This is a genomic window from Staphylococcus sp. HMSC069E10, assembly GCF_001809205.1.
GTDB lineage: Bacteria > Bacillota > Bacilli > Staphylococcales > Staphylococcaceae > Staphylococcus > Staphylococcus hominis.
The window spans coordinates 115,381-139,033 of the sequence record NZ_KV796466.1; the positions used below are offsets into that span (position 1 = coordinate 115,381).

Below are 23,653 nucleotides of genomic sequence, written 5' to 3' on the forward strand. Positions count from 1 at the left end.
TAAAAGAACAATGTACTCATTTTATTTAGAGTAACGTTGTTCTTTTTTTATTAAGCAAGGTCATTGACTAATATACCCTAAGGGGGTATATTGAAGATGGTAGGAGGACAAAAATATGACTCAAAATCATCAAATTACCTTGAATATCATTGGTATGACATGTGCCGCTTGTTCTAATCGTATTGAAAAACGATTGAATAAAATAGATGGCGTTCATGCTCAAGTGAATCTGGCAACTGAAAAAGCAACCATTGATTATCCTAATGATCAATATGAAGTAAGCGATTTTATTGAAACGATCCAAAAATTAGGATATGACGTTGAAACAGATAAAAGTGAACTAGACGTTATAGGTATGACGTGTGCCGCTTGTTCTAATCGTATTGAAAAAGTATTAAATAAAACAACAGGCGTTAAGCAAGCAACAGTCAATCTAACCACAGAACAAGCAACGATCGATTATTATCCAGGTCAAACTGATGTTGATACGCTCATTGGACGAATACAACATCTCGGCTATGATGCTAAACCTAAACAATCAAAAAAAGAACAAGCTTCTCGTAAAGTTCAAGAATTAAAAAGAAAACGTAATAAACTCATTATTTCAGCAATATTAGCTTTTCCATTACTTTTAACTATGCTTGTTCATTTATTTAATATACCGTTACCTGAAATATTTATGAACCCTTGGTTTCAATTTATCTTAGCCACTCCCATTCAATTTATTATAGGATGGCAATTTTATGTTGGCGCATACAAGAATTTACGTAATGGTGGTGCCAATATGGATGTTCTTGTAGCACTTGGTACTAGTGCAGCTTATTTCTATAGTATTTACGAAATGAGTAAATGGTTATTAGATTCAAACACACAGCCCCACCTTTATTTTGAAACCAGTGCTGTTTTAATCACTTTAATTTTATTTGGCAAGTATTTAGAAGCACGTGCAAAATCACAAACAACACATGCTTTAAATCAATTATTAAATTTACAAGCCAAAGAAGCACGTCTTATTAAAGATGATGGAACAGAAACAATGGTTCCGCTTCAAACTGTTCAAGTTGGAGACACATTACTTGTTAAACCAGGAGAAAAAATCCCAGTAGATGCGAAAGTCATTAAAGGGACAACAACAGTAGATGAATCTATGCTAACTGGAGAATCCATGCCTATAGATAAAACCGTTGATAATGAAGTGATTGGTGCAACACTAAATAAAAATGGTGTCATTACCGTTCAAGCAACAAAAGTAGGTCAAGATACTGCTTTATCTAATATTATTAAAGTAGTTGAAGAAGCGCAAAGTTCAAAGGCACCTATTCAACGTTTAGCAGATATAATTTCTGGCTATTTCGTACCTATTGTTATTGGTATTGCCGTACTCACTTTTATCATATGGATTATCTTCGTTCATCCTGGTCAATTTGAAGATGCACTCGTTGCCATGATCTCTGTATTAGTCATTGCTTGTCCATGCGCATTAGGACTTGCAACGCCAACTTCTATAATGGTTGGTACAGGACGTGCAGCAGAAGAAGGTATCTTGTTTAAAGGTGGCGAATATGTAGAACGTACTCATCAAATTGATACAGTTGTATTTGATAAAACGGGTACATTGACACATGGTACACCAGAAGTGACTTACTTTAAAGGTGATGATACTTTATTACAATATGTAGCTTCTGCTGAAAATAATTCTGAACATCCCTTGGCAACCGCGATTGTTAAGTACGCTAAAACAAAACAGCTTACTTTAACAAATATAGAGCACTATGAAACATTACCAGGTCATGGTATTAAAGCTACAATCAATAATAAGACATTATTCATAGGCAACCGATCATTAATGTCAAATCATCATATTGATACAGCATCTTTATTAGATGAAATTACCCAAATTGAACAAAAAGGACAAACTGTCATGTTGATTGCATATGATCAGATATTACGTGGTTATATCGCTGTAGCAGACACTGTTAAATCTGAAGCCAAAGTTGCAGTTCAAGAACTAAAAGACATGGATTTACGTACGGTAATGATTACAGGTGATAACCACTCTACAGCTCAAGCTATTGCAAATGAAGTTGGTATTGATCATGTTATCGCCAACGTTCTTCCGGAAGATAAAGCTAAACATGTTGCTCATTTTCAAGATAAAGGTGAAAACGTTGCGATGGTTGGCGATGGTATTAATGATGCACCTGCTTTAGTTCAAGCAGATATTGGTATTGCCATGGGAACAGGTACTGAAGTCGCAATTGAAGCAGCTGATATTACTATCTTAGGTGGAGACATTGCCTTAGTACCTAAAGCTATTCACGCAAGTCATAAAACGATTCGAAATATTAAACAGAATCTTTTTTGGGCGTTCGGTTATAATGCTGCTGGTATTCCTATTGCTGCTATGGGCTTACTCGCTCCATGGATTGCTGGTGCAGCGATGGCATTAAGTTCTGTAAGCGTTGTAACTAATGCATTACGTCTAAAACGAATGAAATTATAAATGAATTTTAAACTTTATACTTTCATAAAAATTTAAAAAGCGTAAAATATGGGTATAGTAATTATGAAATATTCGGAGGTGACAATCAATGATTAATAAAGTCATTAAAGTAGATGGTATGAGTTGTGAACATTGTAAAAATACAATCGAATCAGCATTAGCTAAAATTAATGGTGTCAGAACTGCTGAAGTAGACCTTGATAAAAACGAAGTTCGTGTAGATTATAATGATGAACTTGTTTCAACAAAAGACTTACATGACGCTATTGAAGATCAAGGCTATGATGTTAAAGAATAATAAAAAAGTTGGAGGTAATACTCCAACTTTTTTTATTTTAATTTACCCTTAGTTTAGTCGTACCACTAGTTAAAACATCCATAGTTGCATCAAGTGCATCTACTATGAGATTTTTGACAGCTGCTTCTGTATAGAAAGCAATATGTGGTGTTAAAATAATATCTTCTCTTTTGATAAGTTGCTTTAACAGTACATCATCTATCTCTTTTCCACGATAATCACCTGGGAATAATCCTCTTTCATATTCATATGTATCTAATGCAGCCCCTTTAATTCGACCACTATCTATAACAGAAAGTAAAGCTTGTGTATCTACAATTGATCCCCTTGCCGCATTCACAAATACGGCACCTTTTTTAAAATTTGAAAAAACAACGTCATTAAACAAATGATGATTATATTTCGTAGCTGGAATATGCACGGTAACAATATCAGCTTCTTTAATTGCTTCTTCTAATGTATCTTTATAATCAACGAATTTTGCTAAAGCGTTATTTGGAAATGGATCATAAGCAACAACCTTGCTGTTATAACCTTTTCCAAAAATTTCTGCCACAATCGAACCTATGCGTCCAGTACCAATTACTGCCACAGTTAAATCTCGGATAGATTGTGATAATATAGAAGGTTCCCAACGAAAGTCATAATTATGCACTTTATGTTGAATACGTTTTTGATACCTTACAATATTGATGGCTTGTGTAACAGCAAATTCAGCAATTGAACTTGGAGAATACGAGGGTACATTTGAGATAATGATGTCGTACTTAGTAGCTAAATCTAAGTCATACGTATCAAATCCTGCACTACGTTGTGCAATTTGCTTAATTCCATATTGTTTCAATTTCGCAAAAATCTCTTCTGAAATTGGATGTTGTTGAGATAACGATAGACCATCAAATCCTTTTACAGTATCAACTGTTGTCTCTGTTAACATTTCTTTGGTTAAATCAACATCAACATTGTTTTGTTTCGCCCACTCGTTAATATATGGTATATCTTCATCTCTTACACTCATAATTTTAATTTTGGTCATATATTGATCCTCTTCCTTCATAATTTTTTAACTATGCTTTGCTTTATACATATCAGCTAGGTCAATTAACCTACTAGCTGCTTCTTCTAACCATTTATCATCTAATGCAAGTGAGATACGCACGTAATGTTTTCCATTTTCACCAAATGGTATACCTGGAGCAACTAAAATAGATTTCTCTTTTAATAAATATTGTTCAAAGGTTTCACTATCATAACCTGGAGGTGTACGTAACCATGAATAGATACCGCCTTTAGAATGCACAAATGGTAGATGGGCTTCACTTAATTTTGCTTCAAACTTATCTCGACGCCGTTTAAATGTTTCATTCTGTTCTTCTAAAAATTCATCATAATGATTAAGTGCATACGTCGCTGCATCTTGTAACGCACCAAACATTCCAGCATTTGTATGCGTTTGATATTTCTTTAATGCTTGAATCATGTCTTTATTTCCTACTGCAAAACCCACTCGGAAACCTGACATATTATATCCTTTTGAAAGTGAGAAAATTTCAATAGCGACATCTTTACCGTGTTCTGAAGCAAGTATGCTTGGATTTTTAGCATCAAAGCCAAAAGCACTATAAGCAAAGTCGTGCACAATTTTTGTCTTTGTACCTTTGAATCGTTCAATTGCTTCATCAAATACTTCTTTTGTAGCCGTTGATCCTGTTGGATTATTGGGATACGTTAAATAAACAAGCGTCGTGTTGTCTAGTACTCTCTTATCTACATTATCCCAATTTGGCAAATAATCTGGAGGATCTAAATTTAATGGAACCGGATTGGCATCTGCGAGCATCACTCCTGCTAAATAATCTGTATATCCAGGATCCGGAAGTAGCACATTTTCTCCAGGATTAACAACACATGTAGGTAAAGCTACTAGTCCATTTTTTGTACCATATAAAATACATACTTCATTCTCTTTATCTAATGTCACATTGTACTGACGTTGATAAAAATTAACAATGGCTTCTTTAAATGATTCTTTACCATGAAAAGCACCATATTTTTGATTTTCAGGAATCCGAATTGCTTCAGAAAAATGCTCAATAATACCTTCTGGTGTTTCACCATCGGGAATGCCTACTGCCATATTAATAAGTGGTAAAGGGCCATGTTCTACTTTACGTCCCATCGTTTTTCCAAAATAGCTATCAGGAATGGCTGCTAATCTTTTTGAAATAACCATGTTATTCCTCCTTAAATAAAAAGCTATATACCACTTTTGTGTGGCATATAGCTTCATGAGATATATGTCACTTATCTTTGAGGTTATTTATTATCCTCTTGGAGTTAGCACAGTACTTTATATTTATGAAGCCTGTTGCTGAAGTTTCATTGGGCCAAATCCCTTCACTTCTCTCGATAAGTTCTTACGTATTAAGTCTTATTTTAACATTACACTGATAATTGTCAATTTTCAGATTTATTTATTCTATTTCATATTTTTTATATCTTCTAACATAGCCTCTGCTGTTATTTTAGCACTTGTTAATACAATGGGTACGTCTCCGTCTGGATATATGCTTGCTTTACGCCTGAAAAATATAAATCTATATAATTACAGGACAGATAATAATTATTTTGTGTCTCAGTAAATTCACTAATAAAGTATTTAATATATCATTTATTTTAATATAGGCAGACGTTCTCACAAAAATAATAACTGACAGTATAGAAAACCAATGAACTAGTTCAATACATCACATTACGATAGTCATCTTATAAATAAACATCTTCTTTAGTTAAATTTTTTTATCCATTCATCGTTTAGAATATACATGACATTATTTAATAAAAAAGAAGTGGGATAGAATTCACTTTGAATTCGTCGTCCCACTTCAGCAAAAAAGACTAAAGTTGAAAAAGCTTAAACAAGCACATTTTCAATTCAGTCATCAATTGTCAATATATTAAAAATACCTGAGACATTTAATAATGTCCCAGGCTTTATTTCAATAACTCGATATCCTATCCAGTTATCTACTTAAATCTTACCACCAACCGTTAGCATTACGGAAAGCAATTGCTGCATCCCATGAACCGTAACGTGATTTAGCATAGTTAGCCATACCTTGAGTTTGTGATGCTACTGAACCAGTACCCCATGATTGATTAGTTTGGCCTAAACCATGGTATTGACCATTAGAAGCATTTGGGTTACCGCTTGATTCTGGCATTACGATAGCGTTCCAAGCAGCTTCAGTACCACCGTTAGCTAAGAATTGAGCTTTAACTGATCCACCAGTTGAAGCAGTTGAGTATGAAGTTGTTTTTGGTGCTGAGTATGAAGTTGTACGAGCACTGTAGTTATTGTAGCTAGACGTTCTTTGTACTGGAGCTGAAACAGCTTTTACATTTGAAGTGCTAGCTTGATTATTTGAACTTACTGATTGAGTTGAAGCTTGATTATAAGACTCAGTGTAGTCAGTAGTTGATTGAGCTGTGTCAGCACCACCAGTGTAAGTATAGTTCCAAGACCAAGTGTTACCATTTGAAGTAAAGTTATATTTGAAACCGTCTTTTACGAATGAAATGTCATATGCACCAGCTTGTACTGGGTGAGCATTTAATTCAGATGGGTTATTTTGAGCTAAGTCAGCTAAATGAGAATAGTTAGTTGTTTGTTCTGATGCATGTGCACTGTGATCGTTTGTTAAAGCATATCCTGTTAAACCTAAAGTTACTGCTAATGACGAAGCGATTACTGTCTTTTTCATAATAAATAATTCCTCCAAAATTGAAATATATATTTTCGTTATGTTTCGTTCTTTGTTTAAGATTAATTTCTGTTTTGATTTGTTGTTTAACTTTTGACAATAGCTACTATAACACAAAATTCATAGAATAGTATTACGCTTTTTTTACAAAAAATTACAATTAATCCATCATTTTGTAATATTGAAATATATTAAATACTTCTTGTAATATATAAAATCTATCAATATGGAGTTTATTTTTATTATAAATTAACGTTTTACAATACTTTCTTACAAAAATTACAATACTTTAACATCATTAGTAATATTACAAATTAATGTTTTGTTACATTACTGTAATATTTTTAAAATGTAATTGGCTATTTAAATTCTTTACTTTTGATAAAAAAACAAGAGCTTGCACGTATTCAGTTTCCTTATTATTTTTAATAATCTTTTACTCCCCAAAGTACCTTTTCACAATTACGAATAATATATTTTAGTATCTCAATACGAGAGGTTTTTTTATGATCAGCAGGGACCACAAGCCATGGTGCATAGGATGTATTTGTTTTCTCAATCATATCGTGACTTGATTCCACGTATAAATCCCATTTTTCTCTATTTCGCCAGTCTTCATCTGTAATTTTCCATTGTTTATTAACATTTTCTTGACGATCTTTAAAACGTTTTAATTGTTCTTCTTTATCTAATGTAAGGAAGAACTTTAAAATAATCGCTCCTTCATCTGTCCACATTTTCTCAAATGCGTTTATTTCATCATATGCACGTTGCCATTCATCGATAGTAGCAAAACCTTCGACACGCTCTACCAATACACGACCATACCAACTTCTATCGAATAATTCGATGTGCCCTGTTCTTGGCATTTCTTTCGCAAATCTCCATAAATAATGATGTTTTAATTCAACATCTGTAGGGGCACTAATGCCATTCACTCGATAACCCGTTGGATCTAATTTTTCTCTAATTCGTTTAATATTTCCACCTTTACCAGCTGCATCCATACCTTCAAATACTAAAATAAGTGGAATCTTTCTATCATATAAAGCGAATTGAATTTCTCTCATACGATTTTGCAATTCCTCAATGAGCTGTTTATATTCATCTTTTTTTACTTTATCCACCTTTCTATCAAAAAGGTGTGTTTTAAAATTAGAATGAAATTTACCGTCTCGCTGTTCTTCTTTTTGCTCATGCTTCTCAATCGCTGTTTCAAGACGTTTGATAATATGTTCATACATTGTTTCAATCGCTTTTTCTCTTTCGGTATAATCAATGATTTCCCATGCTTTATCATTTTTTATAAATTGACGCATGTCTTTAAGATAAATATCTGTTGAAAGTACATTACTATATTCTTGAACTTTCCAACGCGTCAATGGATTATCTTTGGTTTGTTGAATATGTTCTTGACGTTTTTCTTCATTAATTTCTATGAAAAACTTAATGATTTCATAGTGATCTCGTTTAAGCATATTTTCAAAAGAAGAAATTTGTTGTTTGAGTACATCATAGTTTTTATATTTGGCGTGTTTAATTTGATTTTCTCTATAATCTAGATAATGAGAATACCAACTTCTAAAATAAATATTTATATCACCTTTTTTAGGTAAGGTATTCCAATATTTTTGTAAAAATTGATATCTTAAATCATCCTGTTTAGGTGACTGTGTCGCAATAAATTGTGTATACTTCGCATCTAAATTTAATAATAACTCATTAGATAAGCGCGTCTTCCCAGATGCAGGTACACCTTCAAATAATAACATCACTGGAATGCCTAGTTCATGTGTACGTCGTGTTAATTCTGCTGTTTTTAATGCTAAAGCTTCAATTTTTTTCGCCATTAACCCTTCATCCTTTTAATCTTTTTTCTATTTTATTGTAACATTATTGGCGTTTATCGTTTAAATTTAAAAATGCCTGAGACAATTCATCATGTCCCAGGCTAATGCGTTTATCCCATAAATTTGTAAATATCATTTGTAAATAATTTTAAGACTCTGCGTAAAATAACATCTAGTATAAATGCTGTTACTAAAGGTACAACAAAAAATCCAATAATAATTAGTATGATACTCATAACAGCTGAATCGACGTGTAAAAATTTAAATGCACTAATCGGCCCAATCATACCAATAAATCCAAACCCAGCAGACTCTTTTGTTCCAGCAATACCGATAAGACTACCAACTACACCAGAAACCGCTGCGGTAATCAAAATAGGTAGCATAATAATTGGATATTTCACCATATTTGGCATCATCATTTTCACGCCACCAAAGAAAATAGAAATTGGTACTGCAACACGATTTACTTGACTTGTGCCAATAAGTAAAACCGCTTCAGTAGCTGAAATACCAATTGAAGCTGAACCAGCTGCCAAACCTGTAATACCAATGGCAATAGCAATAGCTACTGTTGATAATGGGGAAATAATAATAAAACTAAATACCATTGAGATTAACATACACATCAATACGGGTTGTAATTCAGTGAAACTATTAATCATATTACCAATCGCAATATTTATAGTATGTACATATGGTAGGATGAGCACACCAATTGTAGCTGAGATACCTCCAACAATTGTTGGATAAACAATTAATGCCATACTTCCTACACGTTTTTCAATAAGTAGAATAAATAAAACTGCAATTGCAGCAGTAATCATCGTATTGATTAGATCACCAATACCTGCAATAATCCAAGCCCCATTCTTAAATTGAGCAGCACCACTTCCTACATAAGCTGCACTTGATACGACTGCAATCGCAAGAGGAGTCATATTAAATTTAATCGCAATTAACGCACCTACTAATGCTGGTACAGTAAATTGTAATGCTTGAACAACATGTAGTAATGTTGCAAAAATAGGATGGTGATGCATAAGAGCTTTAAAGATTTCACCTAAAATGGCATTCGGTACTAAACCTACCACAATCCCAATAGCCACTCCGGAAAGTACTCTAAAAATAAAATCTCCAACGCTTATTTTTCTAAGTTCTGTTGTCATTCTTATACCTCCTATAATATTTTGTTGTTGTATTAAGTAATGATAAAAAATACTATAACACATTTTCTAAATTTTCAGAATATTTATTTTATCATTTTCTTAAATTTTTCTAGTTTTATGGATATTTTAAGAATTTTGACCAACAATATATATGTAATTTAAAAAGAAAAAACAAATTTCTTCTATTATAATAGTTTAAAATAGAAAGAGTAATCATACTCTTTGACAACCTTCTTTGTTCGTTTAATAATTTAAAGTAATCACATTTTAAAATGAAAGGGGTGTCTTTGTGCCAAGCAATAAAATGGATCCAAGAGTCATACGTACAAAACAATTACTCGTAGAAGCATTTCTAAATGTGTCACAAGAAAAAGAAATGACCCAAATTACAGTAAAAAATATTACTGACCGTGCTACTGTTAATCGGGCTACATTTTACGCACACTTTAATGATAAATATGAAATATTAGATTATTCATTATCAATGACTGTTCTTAAAGATATTAAAGAAACGTTGTCTATTTCAGAAACGCTCAATGGTCAGATTATCTCTAAATTATTTGTCTCGATAGCATATTATTTGGAAAATGTACAAAATGCTTGCAAACTCAATCGTGAGACATTTTGTAACCATGCTCATAAATGCATTAACAACGAGTTGGAAGCTATGTTTACCCTTATGTTACAACATAAATATCCCGAGCACGATTCTAGTATTATTGAAAATAGCGCAAGCTTTTTAGCCGCTGGTTTATGTGGACTGGCAAGACATTGGTTAAATACAAGCGAACTAAGTGCTGAGCAATTTATTAATCAAAACTTACCATTTTTACTTCACCATATTACAAATCTATAATTCTATAAACAACACTTACAGTCTTAATGATTGTAAGTGTTGTTTTATAGAAAAGCATGCGACTTGCATAAAATGATTATTTACGTTATATTATAAACAACACTTGTTGTTTAGATAATAAGTGTTGTTTAAATAAAGTTTAGTTAGGAGGGATGATATGTCCAAGATAGAAAATCATGAGGGTTTTAAACGTACCTTTAAAAATCATAAATTAACATTAGGTCTATCCATACCATTTGATAGTAAAAATAAAGAGTATATTGATTTTAATGAACAAGTGAAGTTTGCACAACAAGCTGAACGATTAGGATTTACAAGTTTATTCGTGAGAGATAATCCACTTTATAGTCCTCATTTAGGGCCCGTAACTGAAAATTACGACCCATTTGTTTTCCTAACGTATTTAAGTGCGTTTACCTCAAAAATTGCACTTGGGACCAGCAGTATTGTGGCAACACTACGTCATCCTATCCATTTAGCTAAATCAGCAGTCTCACTTGACCTTATTTCCAATCAACGTTTATTACTCGGTATGGCTACCGGTGATCGCGCTTTCGAATTCCCTGCATTTAAAGTAGATGAAAGTGCATTAACAGAACGTTATCAAACAACCATTCAATCATTAAGAGCGCTTTGGCAATCACATTCTCCCAACATTTCAAATTCAATTTTTGAATTATATGAGGATTCTGGGTTACAAGTATTGCCTAAACATCATACGATTCCGATGTTTGGTACAGGCTACTCAAGACAATCCATGTCCTGGTTACAACAGCATATGGATGGTTGGTTATTTTACGCCCAACCTTTTCAAGATCAAAAGAAATTAGTTGAAGCTTGGCACAGTGATACTGACCGCTTCAAGCCATTTATGAATATTTTAATGATTGATTTATCCCGAAATCCAAACGAAACCGTAAAACCGATTAAAGGTGGTTTCCGTACTGGACGTAAAAATTTATTACAAATATTAAAAGCTTATGAATCCATTAATACAAATCATATTATCTTAAGATTTACAAATGATGATCGTGATATCGAAGAACTCATAGAAGAAGTTGGAACGTATATTGTACCCCACTTCCCAGCTCATACAAATTAGGAGGAATAAATAATGAGAGAATTACTAGATAGAATTAATCAATTAGCAAATAAAGAAAAAGTTGAAAGTTTGAGTGTTGAAGAAAAACAAGAACAACATCAATTAAGACAAGAATATTTAGGAATGATTAGAGGCCAAGTCCTTCATACATTCTCAACTATGAAAGTTGTCGATCCACTTGGTCAAGACGTTACACCTGATAAAGTGTATGACTTAAGAGAAGAATACGGCAACATTCAAAAAAATTAAAATTTTATTATCAAGACTTAGACTGCCTTCAAAGTTCTGACTTTGAGGGCAGATTTTTTATGTCCATATTTTGAGTAAAGTTCTTAATTGAATCACAGCTCATTTTGTTGAAACCCTTTCCTAGAGAAAATATAAAGTAGTTCTTTGATTTTAATAATTAAAACTACTTAATGAAGTGATTGCTCACTTATGTTCGTTTATGCGACTGATTCTATATGCCACTCAACAAATATATTTCATAGTCTATCGTAGAATAGTTCAAGCCACAAATATTTATTTATAAGATATATTCAGGTATAGAATCAAACATCATAACTTATCACGATAATAATTATGATATTATATAAAATAAATATATAATAATATATAAAACAACTAAGAAGGTGCATCTATGAATAAAGTATCATATAATTTCCCACCATCAAGAATTGAAAGAGCAAAAGATAAATTAAAAACATTTATTTATAATGAATATTATTTTAGTCCTGGCGATAAAGTATTAGAAGCTGGATGCGGGGATGGGGCCATCCTATTCAAACTTATTGAGAAATATAAAATTGAAAGACATGGTATTGATATTTCTGAAAATGCAAAAAGTATTGCAACTGAGTATATGATTAAAACTGGAATCAAATTTAAGTATGTTATTGGAGATGTTCAAAATTTACCTTACCCTCAAAATACATTTGATACAGTTAGTTCATTAGGTGTTATAGAACATTTTCTAAACCCTGATAAAGTCATGAAGGAAATGTATAGAGTATTGAAAACTAATGGACACCTTATATTAATGACACCAAATAAATATTCGTTTGGTATTTTAGATAAGAAAATAAAAATTTTATTAAAAGTTTGGAAATTTGGTTATCAAACGGAATATAGCGTAAATGATTTAGAAAAGATAGCTAATAAATATGGTTTTAAAGTAGTCTCACGAAAGACTTTTAAGAACGACTCAATCAGTTTTAAACTGATTTCATCAATTGATCAAATATTAAATGTTTTTAATAAAAATTTTGGATTCTACAGTTATATCTACCTCATAAAGGAGGTAGATAAAAATGATTATAAATCATATCAAACTTCAATTTAATGAGACAGTTACAAAATATGATTCTGTTTTAATTGTTTTAACCTATCAAGGAAATCTTGTTTTTGTTAAAAATAAAAAAAGAGCATGGGAATTAACAGGAGGTAAGGTAAACCATAATGAAACGATGAATGAGACAGCTATCAGAGAGGCTTATGAAGAGTCTGGCGCTGTCATCAATGAAAGTGATATAGACTATTTAGGTTACTATATACTACCAAATGGCCATACCACTACAATTACAAAAGCTGAAGTAAGCTATTTTAAAGATATACCGAAATATTCAGAAACTACTGAAAGAATACTTACGAAAGAACCATTAGACAAAAATTTATTATCATTTCAAGATGGGTTATATGAAGAAATTTTTAAATATTTAGGGGCATACCATGAATAAGGTTAAAAAAGGGTATTTATTTAATATTATTTCCGTAGCAATCATGTCTTTAACCCCAATATTAAACAAACTTTCACTCACTGATTTATCACCTATTCAAGCAAGTTTTTTAATGCTTTGTTTTCAACTTTAATATTATTAATAACTGTATTACTCGATAAAAGTAAAATAAAAATCTATCATAACAAATTTATATGGCTCTTAGGTATTACTAATACAATAGGTATTTTACTCCAATATGTAAGTTTAAGTTTGTTAGATCCAGTTAGTGTTGGATTATTAGGAAGATTTTATATTATATTTGCGTTGTTTCTTTCAGTGCTCTTTCTAAATGAAACGTTGTGCAAAAACGATACCTTTCCTATAATTTTTGCTGTTATAGGTTCATTCTTGATTACTCATTTTTCAGGTGATTTTAACAGTATATTAGGTGTGATTGTCACCCTATCTTATACATTCTTTTTTGCGCTAACGAATATGTTAGCTAAAAAGACCGTCAAAGACATTGATTCTAAAACCATCTTACTATACAATCAGGCGACTTCTACTTTGTTGCTAGGTATCATATTAATTGTGACTAATCATTTACATACCATACATATAAGCATAGGCTTGTTCTCTATTTTACTTTCTGCTTTGTGTAGTGGCGTAATAGGACTTTTATTATTTTATGAAGGTTTGAAATACATTTCGTTTCGTGAAGCGAATATTATAAGAACCCTCAATCCTATATTTGTGTTTATATTTTCTTTCCCGTTTTTCCCTTTACCATTAACGCCTAAATTCATAACCGGCGCGATTTTAATCATTATTTCTATTATTTATATAAATCTATATAAAGATAAAAAAACGTCTTCATGATAACTTTTTCATTAAAAATGCGCCCCACCATTAGATCTCATTCTAACTTTGGGGCGTATATTAATTGGCGTATTTTATAAAATTAATTGAACTAACAAACTAAGAAATTATATTTATGTCCATCTGGATCAGCAAATGTTGCACCGTAATAACCTTGAGAAGTCTTAGGTTCATCAATCACCTTACCACCTAATGCTTCCACTTTATGCATTAATTCATCCACTTCATTATTAGTTTTAACACCTAATGATATAATCACTTCATTAAAGACGAAAGAAACAACTTCGGATTAAGACGACTTAACCCGAAGTATTTTATTAGGCCAATATGTGATCCATTGAACGATTCACACTACTTGCATACATACCACCAAATTTAACTAAATGCACCATGAATAAATATAATCTATAGAACTCTAAGCGTTTTTCTGCTCCTTTTCCTAAAGGATAATGCTTTTCATATTCATTATAAAACTCTTGTGTAAATCCACCGAAGACAGTAGTGATACCTAGGTCAAATTCTCTATCTCCATATAACGGGGCTGGATCAAATAAAGCGGGACGCCCATCTTTTAAAAACATATAATTACCGCCCCATAAATCACCGTGTAAAAGAGACGGTTTGCTATTATGATTTTCTAATTCATTAATCATAACAGAACGTACTTGTTCGTATACTTTATTATCTTCTTCATTCCATAAATTTTTACGTAATAGTTCATCTCTTAAATGATCCATACGACGTTCTACAAAAATTTCACTCCAAGACTCTGACCATGTATTATCAAATGAGACATCAGCACCTTCATAAGGTAACTCGAATCCAAACTTACCTTCTGACTGTTGATGACTATGCATTTTGGCTACAAGTTGTCCTAATTCTTTTTGACTTCCTTTACCGCCTTCTTCTAAATAACTGAGTAATAGATACGCATCGCCATTAATTTCGCCATTTTCAATCACTCTTGGTGCTGTAATATCTGCTTTTTCAAATGCTTCTAGTCCAGCCATTTCGGCAGCGTAGAAAGAGGGTTTACGATTTCTTTGAACTAATAAAAAATATATATCATCGTTTGTTGTAATTTTAAATGCTTCATTTACATCTCCACCGCTTACTGGTGAAATATCTTGAATACCCTCTAAAGGTAATTGATTTTTCCAATATGATTTCATTAATTATCCTCCTTAGTCCAATTCTTTATCTACTATTCTATTACCTAAATGGATGTGCTTTAACCTTTGTCATTCCAAAATGATTTAAAGTTAGGCAATTTTTCAAACACTTTCAAATTTGACTATTCATTTTTAAGCGAACGTGCTAGTCTATTAAAGGAATGTTTTTTCAATGATATTAAATGAGGATCGTAAGCCTCAAATACAATGAAATGGAGCATTATTATGTACAAATTAATTAAACCTCTTTTATTCAAAATCGAACCTGAAAAGGCACATGGATTAACAGTAGATGCCTTAAAATTCACTCAGAAAAACGCTTTTTTACTACCTTTTGTAAATAAATTATTTACATATGAACACCCCTCTCTTTCACAAAACATTAAAGGGATAACATTTAAAAATCCAGTTGGTTTAGCTGCTGGTTTTGATAAATCATGTGAAGTGCCTAAAGCACTTGAAAATGCTGGTTTCGGTGCTCTTGAACTTGGTGGCATTACACCTAAACCACAAGATGGCAATCCTAAACCGCGTATGTATCGCTTACTTGAAGATGATGCCTTAATCAATCGTATGGGCTTTAATAATATGGGGATGAATAAAGCTTTATGGAATTTAAGACGTCATGCTTACACTATTCCTGTAGGTTTAAATGTGGGCGTTAATAAAACGACACCTTACGAAGAACGTTATCAAGATTATATTAAAGTCATCGATGCATTTAAAGCAGATGTATCATTTTTCACTGTGAATATTAGCTCACCTAATACTGAAAACTTACAAAGTTTCCATGATAAAGATGAATTTTCAATGTTATGTCATGCTTTAACAGATTATAAAGCACAACACGAAGTGAATGTCCCAATCTTTTTAAAGTTAACTTCAGACTTAGAACTTGAAGGTTTTAAAACTATTTTACCTCAAATTACAGAAACCTTTGATGGTATGATTTTAGCCAATACCACACGTCAACGTGATGGTTTATCTTCTCCAAATAAAGTAGAAGACGGAGGATTAAGTGGTCGACCTTTATTTAAACGTAATTTAGAACTTGTAAAATGGGCTTATCAACAAACGAATGGCGAATTTTTAATCATTGGTACAGGTGGTATTTTTAGTGCACAAGATACTATTCAAATGATGCGAAATGGTGCATCACTTGTACAAATCTACTCATCCCTCGTGATAGAAGGCCCTGGTTTAACTAAAAAGATTAATCGAGATATTGCTAAATATTTAAAAGCAAACTATTATAGTCATATTAGTGAGATTATTGGACTAGATGCTAGACGTTAAATTATTTCACTAAACGATAAAGTGCACTATACTAATATTACACGTAGCACGTACTATCGGAGGGCATATTGATGACTATAGAAGATAAACAAAAAGAGTTACAAACTAAAGATAAGAATAACATTGAAGATACCAAATCTTCTCAAGAATACGATAATAGTATCGGTTACAATGGTGAAAAGAAAACAGCTTTGGATCTTGAAATTGAACGTGAACTATTAGAAATGATGGAAAATAAAGATCCTGAACCTGAAAAAGAGAAGAAAGGTATAAAAATTGCTGGACTACTATCTGCTCTTGTTATTGCTATTTTAGCTATTGTGCGTTTTATCCATCGTACGTTATAACTAAAAGCGAAGGAGTAAGAAAGAATGTTTAACTCATTCTCTCTTACTCCTTTTAAAATTGTTCTAAAAATGCTTTAGCTTCTCGATTAATTTTTTTAAAATCAATACCTTGTTCCATCGCTGCAAATACACATCCGCAATAACATTGTCTAAATATATTATAATCATTACACATTTCTATAGACCGTTCATAACCTTTATTTTTCTTAAAATCACTAGGTAAATAATATGTATTGTATAATCGTTGAACTTCCATACCGAGTTCGTTAATTAATTGAGCATTCTTTTTAGGAGATAATGTTAATGCACTACCGAAATAATCATATCCATACTTCACTGCTGCTTCTGCGACAAGCTCTAAACGCATCTCAAAACACGCTGTACAACGTTTTCCACCTTCAGGTTCTTCAGTAAGACCACGCGATTTTGCCATCTTCATAAATTCATATGGCTGATAATCAGCTTCAATATATTTTACCGAATGTCCAGTCTTTTCATTAAACTCTTTTACAAATTGTGCTTGAACTTTGGCACGTCTTAAGTATTCATTTTTAGGATGAATATTAGGATTAGCGAAATAAATAGCAATATCTGCATACTGAGATAGATATTCTAATGTATATGTGCTACAAGGTGCACAACAACTATGTAATAAAATTTTAGGGCGAACGCCTTCACGCTCCCATTGATTAATCAGTTTTTTCAACACCCTATCATAATTGATTTTTTGATTTTTCATCTTCTTAATCATAGGTTCAGCATTTAACATTTCTCAATTCTCCTTATAAAATATTATATATTATTTTTAGTTTGAGACTTATACAATAAAAATATATCAGATATTATCGACTTACTATATCTTGAACTTTTTTAATAGCCTCATCTTCTATTTCTTTGAAAATTTTTATTGCCCTATGTATTTTTTATATTATTTCTTAAAGATGGTGATTACTTAAATTCATTAATGACACGCGTATCACATTGAGTACATACATTTTAAATTGGAACAAATTTACTTCCATAATGCTTACAATAAGCCACTAAAACCTCTTCCAAATAATCTACGTAGTACTCCGAAATCATCGAATTGACTAATTAACGATGATCCAAATAAATGTAATGCAAATCCAATAATAACGAAAAATATGATAACACCGTAAAAACTAGGGATACGTAATTTTCTATTTACACTATATTTAGCAATTAAATATATACATGATGTGAATAATAAGATAATCGAAAATACTCCTAATACCCCACTTAAAATATAAAGTTTTAAAAATAGTGAAATAAATCCTAACAAAAGTATAAGCACTGATAATGTATTCGTTAAAATAAAGTCTGACAAAACTTTTTTAATTTGAAAAGGTTGAAGTACAGTTAAACGTATCACTCCATAAGTAATAAAGAAAAGAATAGCTATAGCAATAGCGATGCCTAGTATTACTCTTAGAACAATAGTAAATACTCCTGAAACGATATAACCAAAACTATCTTCAATCATAAAATGAATAAAAAATCCTAAAATTAATAAGCCCACTATCACTAATGAAGCTAATAATGAGTAACTAAATGAATGATGACTCTCAATGATTGTATCATGCCGTTTAAACACTTGTTTAAAGAATTTTTTACTTTCTTCGACAACAGATTTAACTTTTTGACTTGAAGCACTGGGATTACCATAACGTTGTTGATAAGATGTATAATCAGGTGCATCTTGCGTTTGAGATGACTCAATATTGTTGTATTGATTCACTGTAGGCTGTTCTTTTGATATAGCATTTGGCGAAGTAACAGAACTTGAAGTAGAGTGATTTACACTTTTGTTTATATGACTATCCAAGTTTAATGATTCTGGTGTTGTTGTAGATGGTGTAATCTGATCTAATTTCGTTCCACATTCTCCACAAAATAAATCTCCTTGTTGATATGACTGACCACAATTTGGACATTGCATCCTATATACCTCCATAAACATAAAATTCGAAATCATTATACCATTAAATTGAATTGCTTAAAATATTATTTTAATGAAATAAAAAAGTTCGAATCTTAAAAGATTCGAACTCTAATGATGATATATTATTCAGCTTCTCTAATTTCTGCATCGATATCTGCATAATCAATTTCAGTATTAGTGAATGTTTTATTATCGATTGGGAAGTGTTGTTCAAATGTTTCAAAGTTTTGAATTTCAACTTTTACATCATCTACTTCAAAATCTAAAATGTGTCCGCCGAAATTACGATCATCGTTGGCGAAATGAATATGGAAACCACCAGAACCAATACCATGGAATAATTCAGGTGTAAAGAAGCCAATCACTGTACCGTTAACATCTTCCTGAGTTTCTTCAGGTTGTCTACGTGCTGAATCAATTAATCTTGTATATGGTGGTTCTTGTTTTGGCATCATACGAACATGCATTTTTTTAAATTTACCAGTGATTTTTACTGCTGAGAATAAATTATCACTTAACATATGTTCTTTTACTTCATTTAATACTGTTTCAGAATCTTTATTAGAAGTTTCATAAGATTCATCTGCTTCAAATTTAGTAATTGTTGCAAAAGGTGTTAATTCATCACCTTTAAGTTTAACGAATTCTTTTTTTTCATTTGCATGGTAAGCTTCTCCATTAATGAAGATAACTTCACCGTCTGAACCTGTAAGTGTTGCTAGTCCTGAATCACCATGTTTTAATAATTCATCGATTGTGGCAGTTCCTTCTAATAAACCTGCCATCAATGTACCTAATGTACCATGTTGATATAATACATGACCCATATTAATATTCACTCCTATTTTTAGAAAATTAATTTAAAGAATCTGGTAACATATTTGTTGATAATTTAATATTATCTTTATAATTTACTGGAATATCAATTAAAACAGGTCCTTCTGTTTCGTAACCTTCTTTAATTGCAGCTTCAAGTTCTTCTGGGCTTGTTACTCGGATACCTTTCGCACCAAATGACTCTGCATATTTAACATAATCTACTGGACCAAATGCTACGCCAGCTGCACGTTTATATTTCATTTCTTCTTGGAATTCAACCATGTTGTATTTACCATCATTCCAAATTAATTGAATGATATTTAATTTTTTACGTACAGCAGTTTCTAAATCTTGACCTGAGAATAAGAAACCACCATCACCAGCAACTGACACAACTTGTGTGTTTGGACGTACTAATGCAGCTGCTATAGCCCATGGTAACGCAACACCTAAAGTTTGCATACCGTTACTGAATAATAAGTGTCTTGGATTGTAACTTCTAAATTTACGAGCCATCCAAATATAATGACTACCTACGTCTACTGTAACAGTTGTATCATCAGTTAACGTTTTTTGCATTGTATTAATAATTTCTACTGGATGTAAAATACCATCTTCATGTTCATATTTAATACCAGTAGCTTCGATAATATTTGCTCTTAATTCTTCTAAGTCATCTAAATGTTTTTGATCAATAATTGGTTCAGACACTTTTTCTGACATCATTTGAATTGTACCTGCAATATTACCTACTAATTCTTTTTTAGGACGTAAGTAATTTGTAATTTCAGCATGTACTTCGTCAATTGAGATAATTTCAGTATCTAATTCTTTATTCCAGTTACTTGCTTCGTATTCAATTGGATCATAACCGATTGCAACTACTAAATCAGCTTTTCTTAGTAATTCGTCACCCACTTGGTTACGGAATAAACCAACACGACCAAAGAAATGGTCTTCTAATTCACGACTAATTACACCAGCACCTTGGAAAGTTTCTACAACAGGTAAGCTTGTTTTTTCAACAAATTTACGAATTGCTTCTGTTTCTTTTTCACTAGAACTTCTCATACCTACAAGTAATACAGGGAATTTAGCATCTTTAATTGCTTGAAGCACTTCATTCACTTCTTCATCTGTTGGTACGCCTAAATGAGGTTTTTCTGGTAAGTCGATTGCTTTACTTTGCACTTGAGATGAAATAACGTCTTGTGGAATACTAATGAAACTTGCACCATTTTTACCAGAAGTTGCAGTGCGGATTGCATTTGTCATAACTTCAGATAATGATTCAGGATCTTGAACCTCTGCACTATATTTAGTTGATGATTTTAGTAACGCAGCATTATCTACAGCTTGGTGAGTAAGACGTAATAAATCATTTCGTTTAACTTGACCACCGATTGCTAATACAGGGTCACCTTCTGAAGTAGCTGTTAATAATCCAGTTGTTAAGTTACTTACCCCTGGACCACTTGTTACTAATGCAACACCAGGTTTACCTGTTAAACGTCCAATGCCTTGTGCCATCATTGCAGCATTTTGTTCATGACGTGTAACGATAAGTTCTGGACCATCATCTTCTAATGCATCGAATAAATAGTCGATTTTTGCACCTGGAATACCAAATACATAATCCACATTATTATTTTTTAAAGTATCAATGACCATATCTGCAGCAGAATAGTTTTCTTTAGCCATTTTATATTCATATCCTTTCAAGTTTACATTTGTAATTTAAATTTTTTATTTCAAAATTACTTTTCTATTTTTTTATACCCAATTAAAAAGAAGCCACACACATGTCTATTTTTTTAGGGAAAAAGAGGGAAAGACTTAGTCACATGTTAATTGCGGCTTCTTTATATTTAAATAACTTCAATTTTTAAAGTTGAAGTGTAACCTCAGTTAATTAGACATATTCAAATATGAGATGGGAGTTTTCTATTATATATGTCATGTTTAAGGGAATGATAGTAAGACATACTTATTAGAACATTTGAATACGTTGTAACTTTATTACGTTTCTTATTATAGTACGCATCGAAACATTAATAAAATACATATTTTCGATAGGAACCATTCCATATCGGAATAGGTCAATATACTTTAACCATTGTAAAATGACACAATTAAAAAGGTCTAATGACTTGACTTGTCTTCTATAATTATAGTGCCAATATTGATATAATTACTACTTTTTATATTTTTGGAGTAAATATACTCTTTTTTGTTGTTTTTATTTTAGATTTATCTGATATAATCAAATCTATCATTTAAATTTTCTAGTTATGTATTCTTGTTTGATTAAAAGTAAGAAAACTTGAAATTTTCAGAAATTTTAGACAAAATACCGTTCTTTTATGCTATGATAATAAATGTTATATAGCTAACAAGCTAATTCATTAAATTTTAAACTTATTAGTGGAGGTTCATAATTATGGCCAGTTTTTTCAAAAATTTTACTAGAAAAGAAGATCCCACTATCTATCAAAGTAAAGATGGACATTTAAAACGTACGTTACGTGTTAAAGATTTTCTTGCATTAGGTGTAGGTACTATTGTATCAACATCGATTTTCACACTACCTGGTGTAGTAGCAGCAGAGCATGCTGGTCCAGCCGTAGCTTTATCTTTCTTATTAGCTGCAATTGTTGCTGGTTTAGTTGCATTTTCATATGCTGAAATGGCTGCAGCCATGCCTTTTGCTGGTTCTGCATATTCTTGGATTAACGTTTTATTTGGTGAATTCTTTGGATGGGTAGCTGGTTGGGCATTACTTGCCGAATACTTTATTGCCGTTGCCTTTGTAGCTTCTGGTTTTTCAGCCAATTTAAGAGGACTTGTGTCTCCTTTAGGTATTGCGTTACCTAAGTCTTTATCTAACCCTTTTGGTGCAAATGGAGGAATTATAGACTTAGTTGCAGCAATTGTTATTATTTTAACTGCATTATTATTATCTCGTGGTATGAGTGAAGCTGCTCGTATCGAAAATATTCTTGTTATTTTAAAAGTTCTAGCGATTGTTTTATTCGTTATTGTTGGATTAACAGCAATTCAAGCAAGTAACTATGTTCCATTTATTCCTGAGCATAAAGTCACTGAAACTGGTGATTTTGGTGGATGGCAGGGTATTTATGCAGGGGTATCAATGATTTTCTTGGCATACATAGGGTTTGATTCAATTGCTGCCAACTCAGCTGAAGCTATTAATCCGCAAAAAACGATGCCACGTGGTATTTTGGGATCATTAATCATTGCGATTGTTTTATTCGTAGCTGTAGCTTTAGTATTAGTTGGTATGTTCCATTATTCAAAATATGCTGGGAATGCTGAACCTGTAGGTTGGGCACTTCGTCAAAGTGGACATGGTGTAGTAGCAGCAGTAGTTCAAGCTATTTCAGTCATCGGTATGTTTACAGCATTAATCGGTATGATGTTAGCTGGTTCACGTTTACTTTATTCATTTGGTCGTGACGGATTATTACCTTCTTGGTTAGCCAAATTAAATGATAAACATTTACCTAATAGAGCGCTTGTTATTCTCACTGTTATCGGTGTTTTAATTGGTTCAATGTTCCCATTTGCTTTCTTAGCTCAATTAATTTCAGCAGGTACATTAATTGCATTTATGTTTGTATCTATTGCAATGTATAGTTTAAGAAAACGTGAAGGCAAAGATTTACCAGTTCCAGCATTTAAAGTACCGTTCTTCCCTGTATTACCTGTCATTACCTTTTTATTAGTCTTGCTTGTATTCTGGGGTTTAAGTTTTGAAGCTAAACTTTATACATTAATCTGGTTCTTAGTTGGTATTGTTATTTATGTATTCTATGGTATTAAACATTCTAAAAAGAATGATGAAGATGATTATGTCATACCAAAAGATTAAGATAATGAACTCACTTATATTTCTC

At 31.9% G+C, this 23,653-nt stretch carries 21 protein-coding genes, 2 pseudogenes and 1 riboswitch; of the genes and pseudogenes, 11 read left to right on the forward strand and 12 right to left on the reverse strand.

What is annotated here, in order from left to right; all coding sequences use genetic code 11:
* Positions 1 to 115: 115 nt before the first annotated feature.
* Both HMPREF2561_RS00545 and copZ read left to right on the forward strand, forming a co-directional pair.
* On the forward strand, positions 116 to 2,503 hold the full coding sequence (locus tag HMPREF2561_RS00545; protein WP_049416435.1) for a heavy metal translocating P-type ATPase: 2,388 nt from the start codon (positions 116 to 118) through the stop codon (positions 2,501 to 2,503).
* Between the two features lie 88 nt (positions 2,504 to 2,591).
* The gene (copZ, locus tag HMPREF2561_RS00550; RefSeq protein WP_049419633.1) at positions 2,592 to 2,801 is read left to right on the forward strand and encodes a copper chaperone CopZ; all 210 of its coding nucleotides are present in this window, start codon (positions 2,592 to 2,594) and stop codon (positions 2,799 to 2,801) included.
* A 37-nt stretch (positions 2,802 to 2,838) separates the two neighbouring features.
* On the opposite strand, the gene HMPREF2561_RS00555 is transcribed toward copZ, so the two are convergent.
* The 6 genes and pseudogenes from HMPREF2561_RS00555 to HMPREF2561_RS00575 form a co-directional block, all read right to left on the reverse strand.
* The gene (locus HMPREF2561_RS00555) at positions 2,839 to 3,837 is read right to left on the reverse strand and encodes a D-lactate dehydrogenase (RefSeq protein WP_017175089.1); all 999 of its coding nucleotides are present in this window, start codon (positions 3,835 to 3,837) and stop codon (positions 2,839 to 2,841) included.
* A 27-nt stretch (positions 3,838 to 3,864) separates the two neighbouring features.
* The gene (locus tag HMPREF2561_RS00560; RefSeq protein ID WP_049416431.1) at positions 3,865 to 5,034 is read right to left on the reverse strand and encodes an aminotransferase class I/II-fold pyridoxal phosphate-dependent enzyme; all 1,170 of its coding nucleotides are present in this window, start codon (positions 5,032 to 5,034) and stop codon (positions 3,865 to 3,867) included.
* 68 nt (positions 5,035 to 5,102) lie between these two features.
* Positions 5,103 to 5,217, reverse strand: a riboswitch (SAM riboswitch).
* 63 nt (positions 5,218 to 5,280) lie between these two features.
* Positions 5,281 to 5,441: pseudogene (locus HMPREF2561_RS11035) on the reverse strand (dehydrosqualene desaturase); the annotation flags it as partial.
* A 398-nt stretch (positions 5,442 to 5,839) separates the two neighbouring features.
* Positions 5,840 to 6,565, reverse strand: a complete 726-nt coding sequence (locus HMPREF2561_RS00565) for an aggregation-promoting factor C-terminal-like domain-containing protein (RefSeq protein ID WP_017175091.1) — start codon at positions 6,563 to 6,565, stop codon at positions 5,840 to 5,842.
* A 425-nt stretch (positions 6,566 to 6,990) separates the two neighbouring features.
* Positions 6,991 to 8,415, reverse strand: coding sequence for a phosphate--AMP phosphotransferase (locus HMPREF2561_RS00570; protein ID WP_049419634.1), 1,425 nt, complete (start codon positions 8,413 to 8,415; stop codon positions 6,991 to 6,993).
* A gap of 110 nt (positions 8,416 to 8,525) precedes the next feature.
* Positions 8,526 to 9,584: a PTS sugar transporter subunit IIC gene (locus tag HMPREF2561_RS00575; protein WP_049434794.1), complete on the reverse strand. Its 1,059-nt coding sequence runs from the start codon at positions 9,582 to 9,584 to the stop codon at positions 8,526 to 8,528.
* Positions 9,585 to 9,888: 304 nt separating this feature from the next.
* Between HMPREF2561_RS00575 and HMPREF2561_RS00580 the strand changes: the two genes are divergently transcribed.
* From HMPREF2561_RS00580 to HMPREF2561_RS00605, 6 genes are all read left to right on the forward strand, one after another.
* A complete protein-coding gene (locus HMPREF2561_RS00580) occupies positions 9,889 to 10,440 on the forward strand; it encodes a TetR/AcrR family transcriptional regulator (protein WP_202596561.1) in 552 nt (183 codons plus the stop codon).
* A gap of 157 nt (positions 10,441 to 10,597) precedes the next feature.
* On the forward strand, positions 10,598 to 11,542 hold the full coding sequence (locus HMPREF2561_RS00585) for an LLM class oxidoreductase (protein WP_017175095.1): 945 nt from the start codon (positions 10,598 to 10,600) through the stop codon (positions 11,540 to 11,542).
* 12 nt (positions 11,543 to 11,554) lie between these two features.
* Positions 11,555 to 11,791, forward strand: coding sequence for a DUF896 domain-containing protein (locus HMPREF2561_RS00590; protein ID WP_002488270.1), 237 nt, complete (start codon positions 11,555 to 11,557; stop codon positions 11,789 to 11,791).
* Positions 11,792 to 12,182: 391 nt separating this feature from the next.
* Positions 12,183 to 12,884 carry a class I SAM-dependent methyltransferase gene (locus tag HMPREF2561_RS00595; RefSeq protein ID WP_017175096.1) on the forward strand — a complete coding sequence of 234 codons (702 nt, stop codon included), beginning with the start codon at positions 12,183 to 12,185 and terminating at the stop codon, positions 12,882 to 12,884.
* The gene (locus HMPREF2561_RS00600; protein ID WP_048679635.1) at positions 12,853 to 13,278 is read left to right on the forward strand and encodes an NUDIX hydrolase; all 426 of its coding nucleotides are present in this window, start codon (positions 12,853 to 12,855) and stop codon (positions 13,276 to 13,278) included. The genes HMPREF2561_RS00595 and HMPREF2561_RS00600 overlap by 32 nt, the downstream gene beginning before the upstream one ends.
* 117 nt (positions 13,279 to 13,395) lie before the next feature.
* Positions 13,396 to 14,139, forward strand: a complete 744-nt coding sequence (locus tag HMPREF2561_RS00605; protein ID WP_235428535.1) for a DMT family transporter — start codon at positions 13,396 to 13,398, stop codon at positions 14,137 to 14,139.
* Between the two features lie 91 nt (positions 14,140 to 14,230).
* Here HMPREF2561_RS00605 and HMPREF2561_RS00610 read toward each other — a convergent pair.
* Positions 14,231 to 14,404, reverse strand: a pseudogene (locus HMPREF2561_RS00610) (VOC family protein); the annotation flags it as partial.
* 52 nt (positions 14,405 to 14,456) lie between these two features.
* On the reverse strand, positions 14,457 to 15,311 hold the full coding sequence (locus HMPREF2561_RS00615) for a fructosamine kinase family protein (protein ID WP_019835160.1): 855 nt from the start codon (positions 15,309 to 15,311) through the stop codon (positions 14,457 to 14,459).
* A 225-nt stretch (positions 15,312 to 15,536) separates the two neighbouring features.
* On the opposite strand from HMPREF2561_RS00615, the gene HMPREF2561_RS00620 reads away from it, so the two are divergent.
* Both HMPREF2561_RS00620 and HMPREF2561_RS00625 read left to right on the forward strand, forming a co-directional pair.
* The gene (locus HMPREF2561_RS00620; RefSeq protein WP_070468230.1) at positions 15,537 to 16,607 is read left to right on the forward strand and encodes a quinone-dependent dihydroorotate dehydrogenase; all 1,071 of its coding nucleotides are present in this window, start codon (positions 15,537 to 15,539) and stop codon (positions 16,605 to 16,607) included.
* A 71-nt stretch (positions 16,608 to 16,678) separates the two neighbouring features.
* On the forward strand, positions 16,679 to 16,954 hold the full coding sequence (locus HMPREF2561_RS00625) for a hypothetical protein (protein WP_048680693.1): 276 nt from the start codon (positions 16,679 to 16,681) through the stop codon (positions 16,952 to 16,954).
* 52 nt (positions 16,955 to 17,006) lie between these two features.
* Here the strand turns inward: HMPREF2561_RS00625 and HMPREF2561_RS00630 are convergent, their stop codons facing one another.
* The 4 genes from HMPREF2561_RS00630 to alsS all read right to left on the reverse strand — a co-directional run bounded on the left by HMPREF2561_RS00630 (position 17,007) and on the right by alsS (position 21,437).
* Positions 17,007 to 17,723 carry an epoxyqueuosine reductase QueH gene (locus HMPREF2561_RS00630; RefSeq protein WP_048680691.1) on the reverse strand — a complete coding sequence of 239 codons (717 nt, stop codon included), beginning with the start codon at positions 17,721 to 17,723 and terminating at the stop codon, positions 17,007 to 17,009.
* A gap of 258 nt (positions 17,724 to 17,981) precedes the next feature.
* Entirely contained in the window at positions 17,982 to 18,914 is a 933-nt protein-coding gene (locus tag HMPREF2561_RS00635) for a zinc ribbon domain-containing protein (protein WP_017175102.1), read from the reverse strand.
* Positions 18,915 to 19,039: 125 nt separating this feature from the next.
* A complete protein-coding gene (gene budA / locus HMPREF2561_RS00640; RefSeq protein WP_002449310.1) occupies positions 19,040 to 19,744 on the reverse strand; it encodes an acetolactate decarboxylase in 705 nt (234 codons plus the stop codon).
* 28 nt (positions 19,745 to 19,772) lie between these two features.
* A complete protein-coding gene (gene alsS, locus HMPREF2561_RS00645; RefSeq protein ID WP_070468232.1) occupies positions 19,773 to 21,437 on the reverse strand; it encodes an acetolactate synthase AlsS in 1,665 nt (554 codons plus the stop codon).
* 739 nt (positions 21,438 to 22,176) lie between these two features.
* Between alsS and HMPREF2561_RS00650 the strand changes: the two genes are divergently transcribed.
* Positions 22,177 to 23,628 (forward strand): APC family permease, encoded by a 1,452-nt coding sequence (locus HMPREF2561_RS00650; protein ID WP_048682751.1) that lies wholly within the window; start codon positions 22,177 to 22,179, stop codon positions 23,626 to 23,628.
* Positions 23,629 to 23,653 lie beyond the last annotated feature (25 nt).

Coding starts and splice junctions, on each gene's coding strand:
- HMPREF2561_RS00600 (WP_048679635.1), top strand. CDS start 12,853: ATGATTATAAATCATATCAAACTTCAATTTAATGAGACAGTTACAAAA.
- HMPREF2561_RS00635 (WP_017175102.1), bottom strand. CDS start 18,914: ATGCAATGTCCAAATTGTGGTCAGTCATATCAACAAGGAGATTTATTT.
- HMPREF2561_RS00590 (WP_002488270.1), top strand. CDS start 11,555: ATGAGAGAATTACTAGATAGAATTAATCAATTAGCAAATAAAGAAAAA.
- HMPREF2561_RS00650 (WP_048682751.1), top strand. CDS start 22,177: ATGGCCAGTTTTTTCAAAAATTTTACTAGAAAAGAAGATCCCACTATC.
- HMPREF2561_RS00545 (WP_049416435.1), top strand. CDS start 116: ATGACTCAAAATCATCAAATTACCTTGAATATCATTGGTATGACATGT.
- budA (WP_002449310.1), bottom strand. CDS start 19,744: ATGGGTCATGTATTATATCAACATGGTACATTAGGTACATTGATGGCA.
- HMPREF2561_RS00565 (WP_017175091.1), bottom strand. CDS start 6,565: ATGAAAAAGACAGTAATCGCTTCGTCATTAGCAGTAACTTTAGGTTTA.
- alsS (WP_070468232.1), bottom strand. CDS start 21,437: ATGGCTAAAGAAAACTATTCTGCTGCAGATATGGTCATTGATACTTTA.
- HMPREF2561_RS00620 (WP_070468230.1), top strand. CDS start 15,537: ATGTACAAATTAATTAAACCTCTTTTATTCAAAATCGAACCTGAAAAG.
- HMPREF2561_RS00585 (WP_017175095.1), top strand. CDS start 10,598: ATGTCCAAGATAGAAAATCATGAGGGTTTTAAACGTACCTTTAAAAAT.
- HMPREF2561_RS00570 (WP_049419634.1), bottom strand. CDS start 8,415: ATGGCGAAAAAAATTGAAGCTTTAGCATTAAAAACAGCAGAATTAACA.
- HMPREF2561_RS00595 (WP_017175096.1), top strand. CDS start 12,183: ATGAATAAAGTATCATATAATTTCCCACCATCAAGAATTGAAAGAGCA.
- HMPREF2561_RS00630 (WP_048680691.1), bottom strand. CDS start 17,723: ATGTTAAATGCTGAACCTATGATTAAGAAGATGAAAAATCAAAAAATC.
- HMPREF2561_RS00615 (WP_019835160.1), bottom strand. CDS start 15,311: ATGAAATCATATTGGAAAAATCAATTACCTTTAGAGGGTATTCAAGAT.
- HMPREF2561_RS00555 (WP_017175089.1), bottom strand. CDS start 3,837: ATGACCAAAATTAAAATTATGAGTGTAAGAGATGAAGATATACCATAT.
- HMPREF2561_RS00560 (WP_049416431.1), bottom strand. CDS start 5,034: ATGGTTATTTCAAAAAGATTAGCAGCCATTCCTGATAGCTATTTTGGA.
- HMPREF2561_RS00575 (WP_049434794.1), bottom strand. CDS start 9,584: ATGACAACAGAACTTAGAAAAATAAGCGTTGGAGATTTTATTTTTAGA.
- HMPREF2561_RS00625 (WP_048680693.1), top strand. CDS start 16,679: ATGACTATAGAAGATAAACAAAAAGAGTTACAAACTAAAGATAAGAAT.
- copZ (WP_049419633.1), top strand. CDS start 2,592: ATGATTAATAAAGTCATTAAAGTAGATGGTATGAGTTGTGAACATTGT.
- HMPREF2561_RS00580 (WP_202596561.1), top strand. CDS start 9,889: ATGGATCCAAGAGTCATACGTACAAAACAATTACTCGTAGAAGCATTT.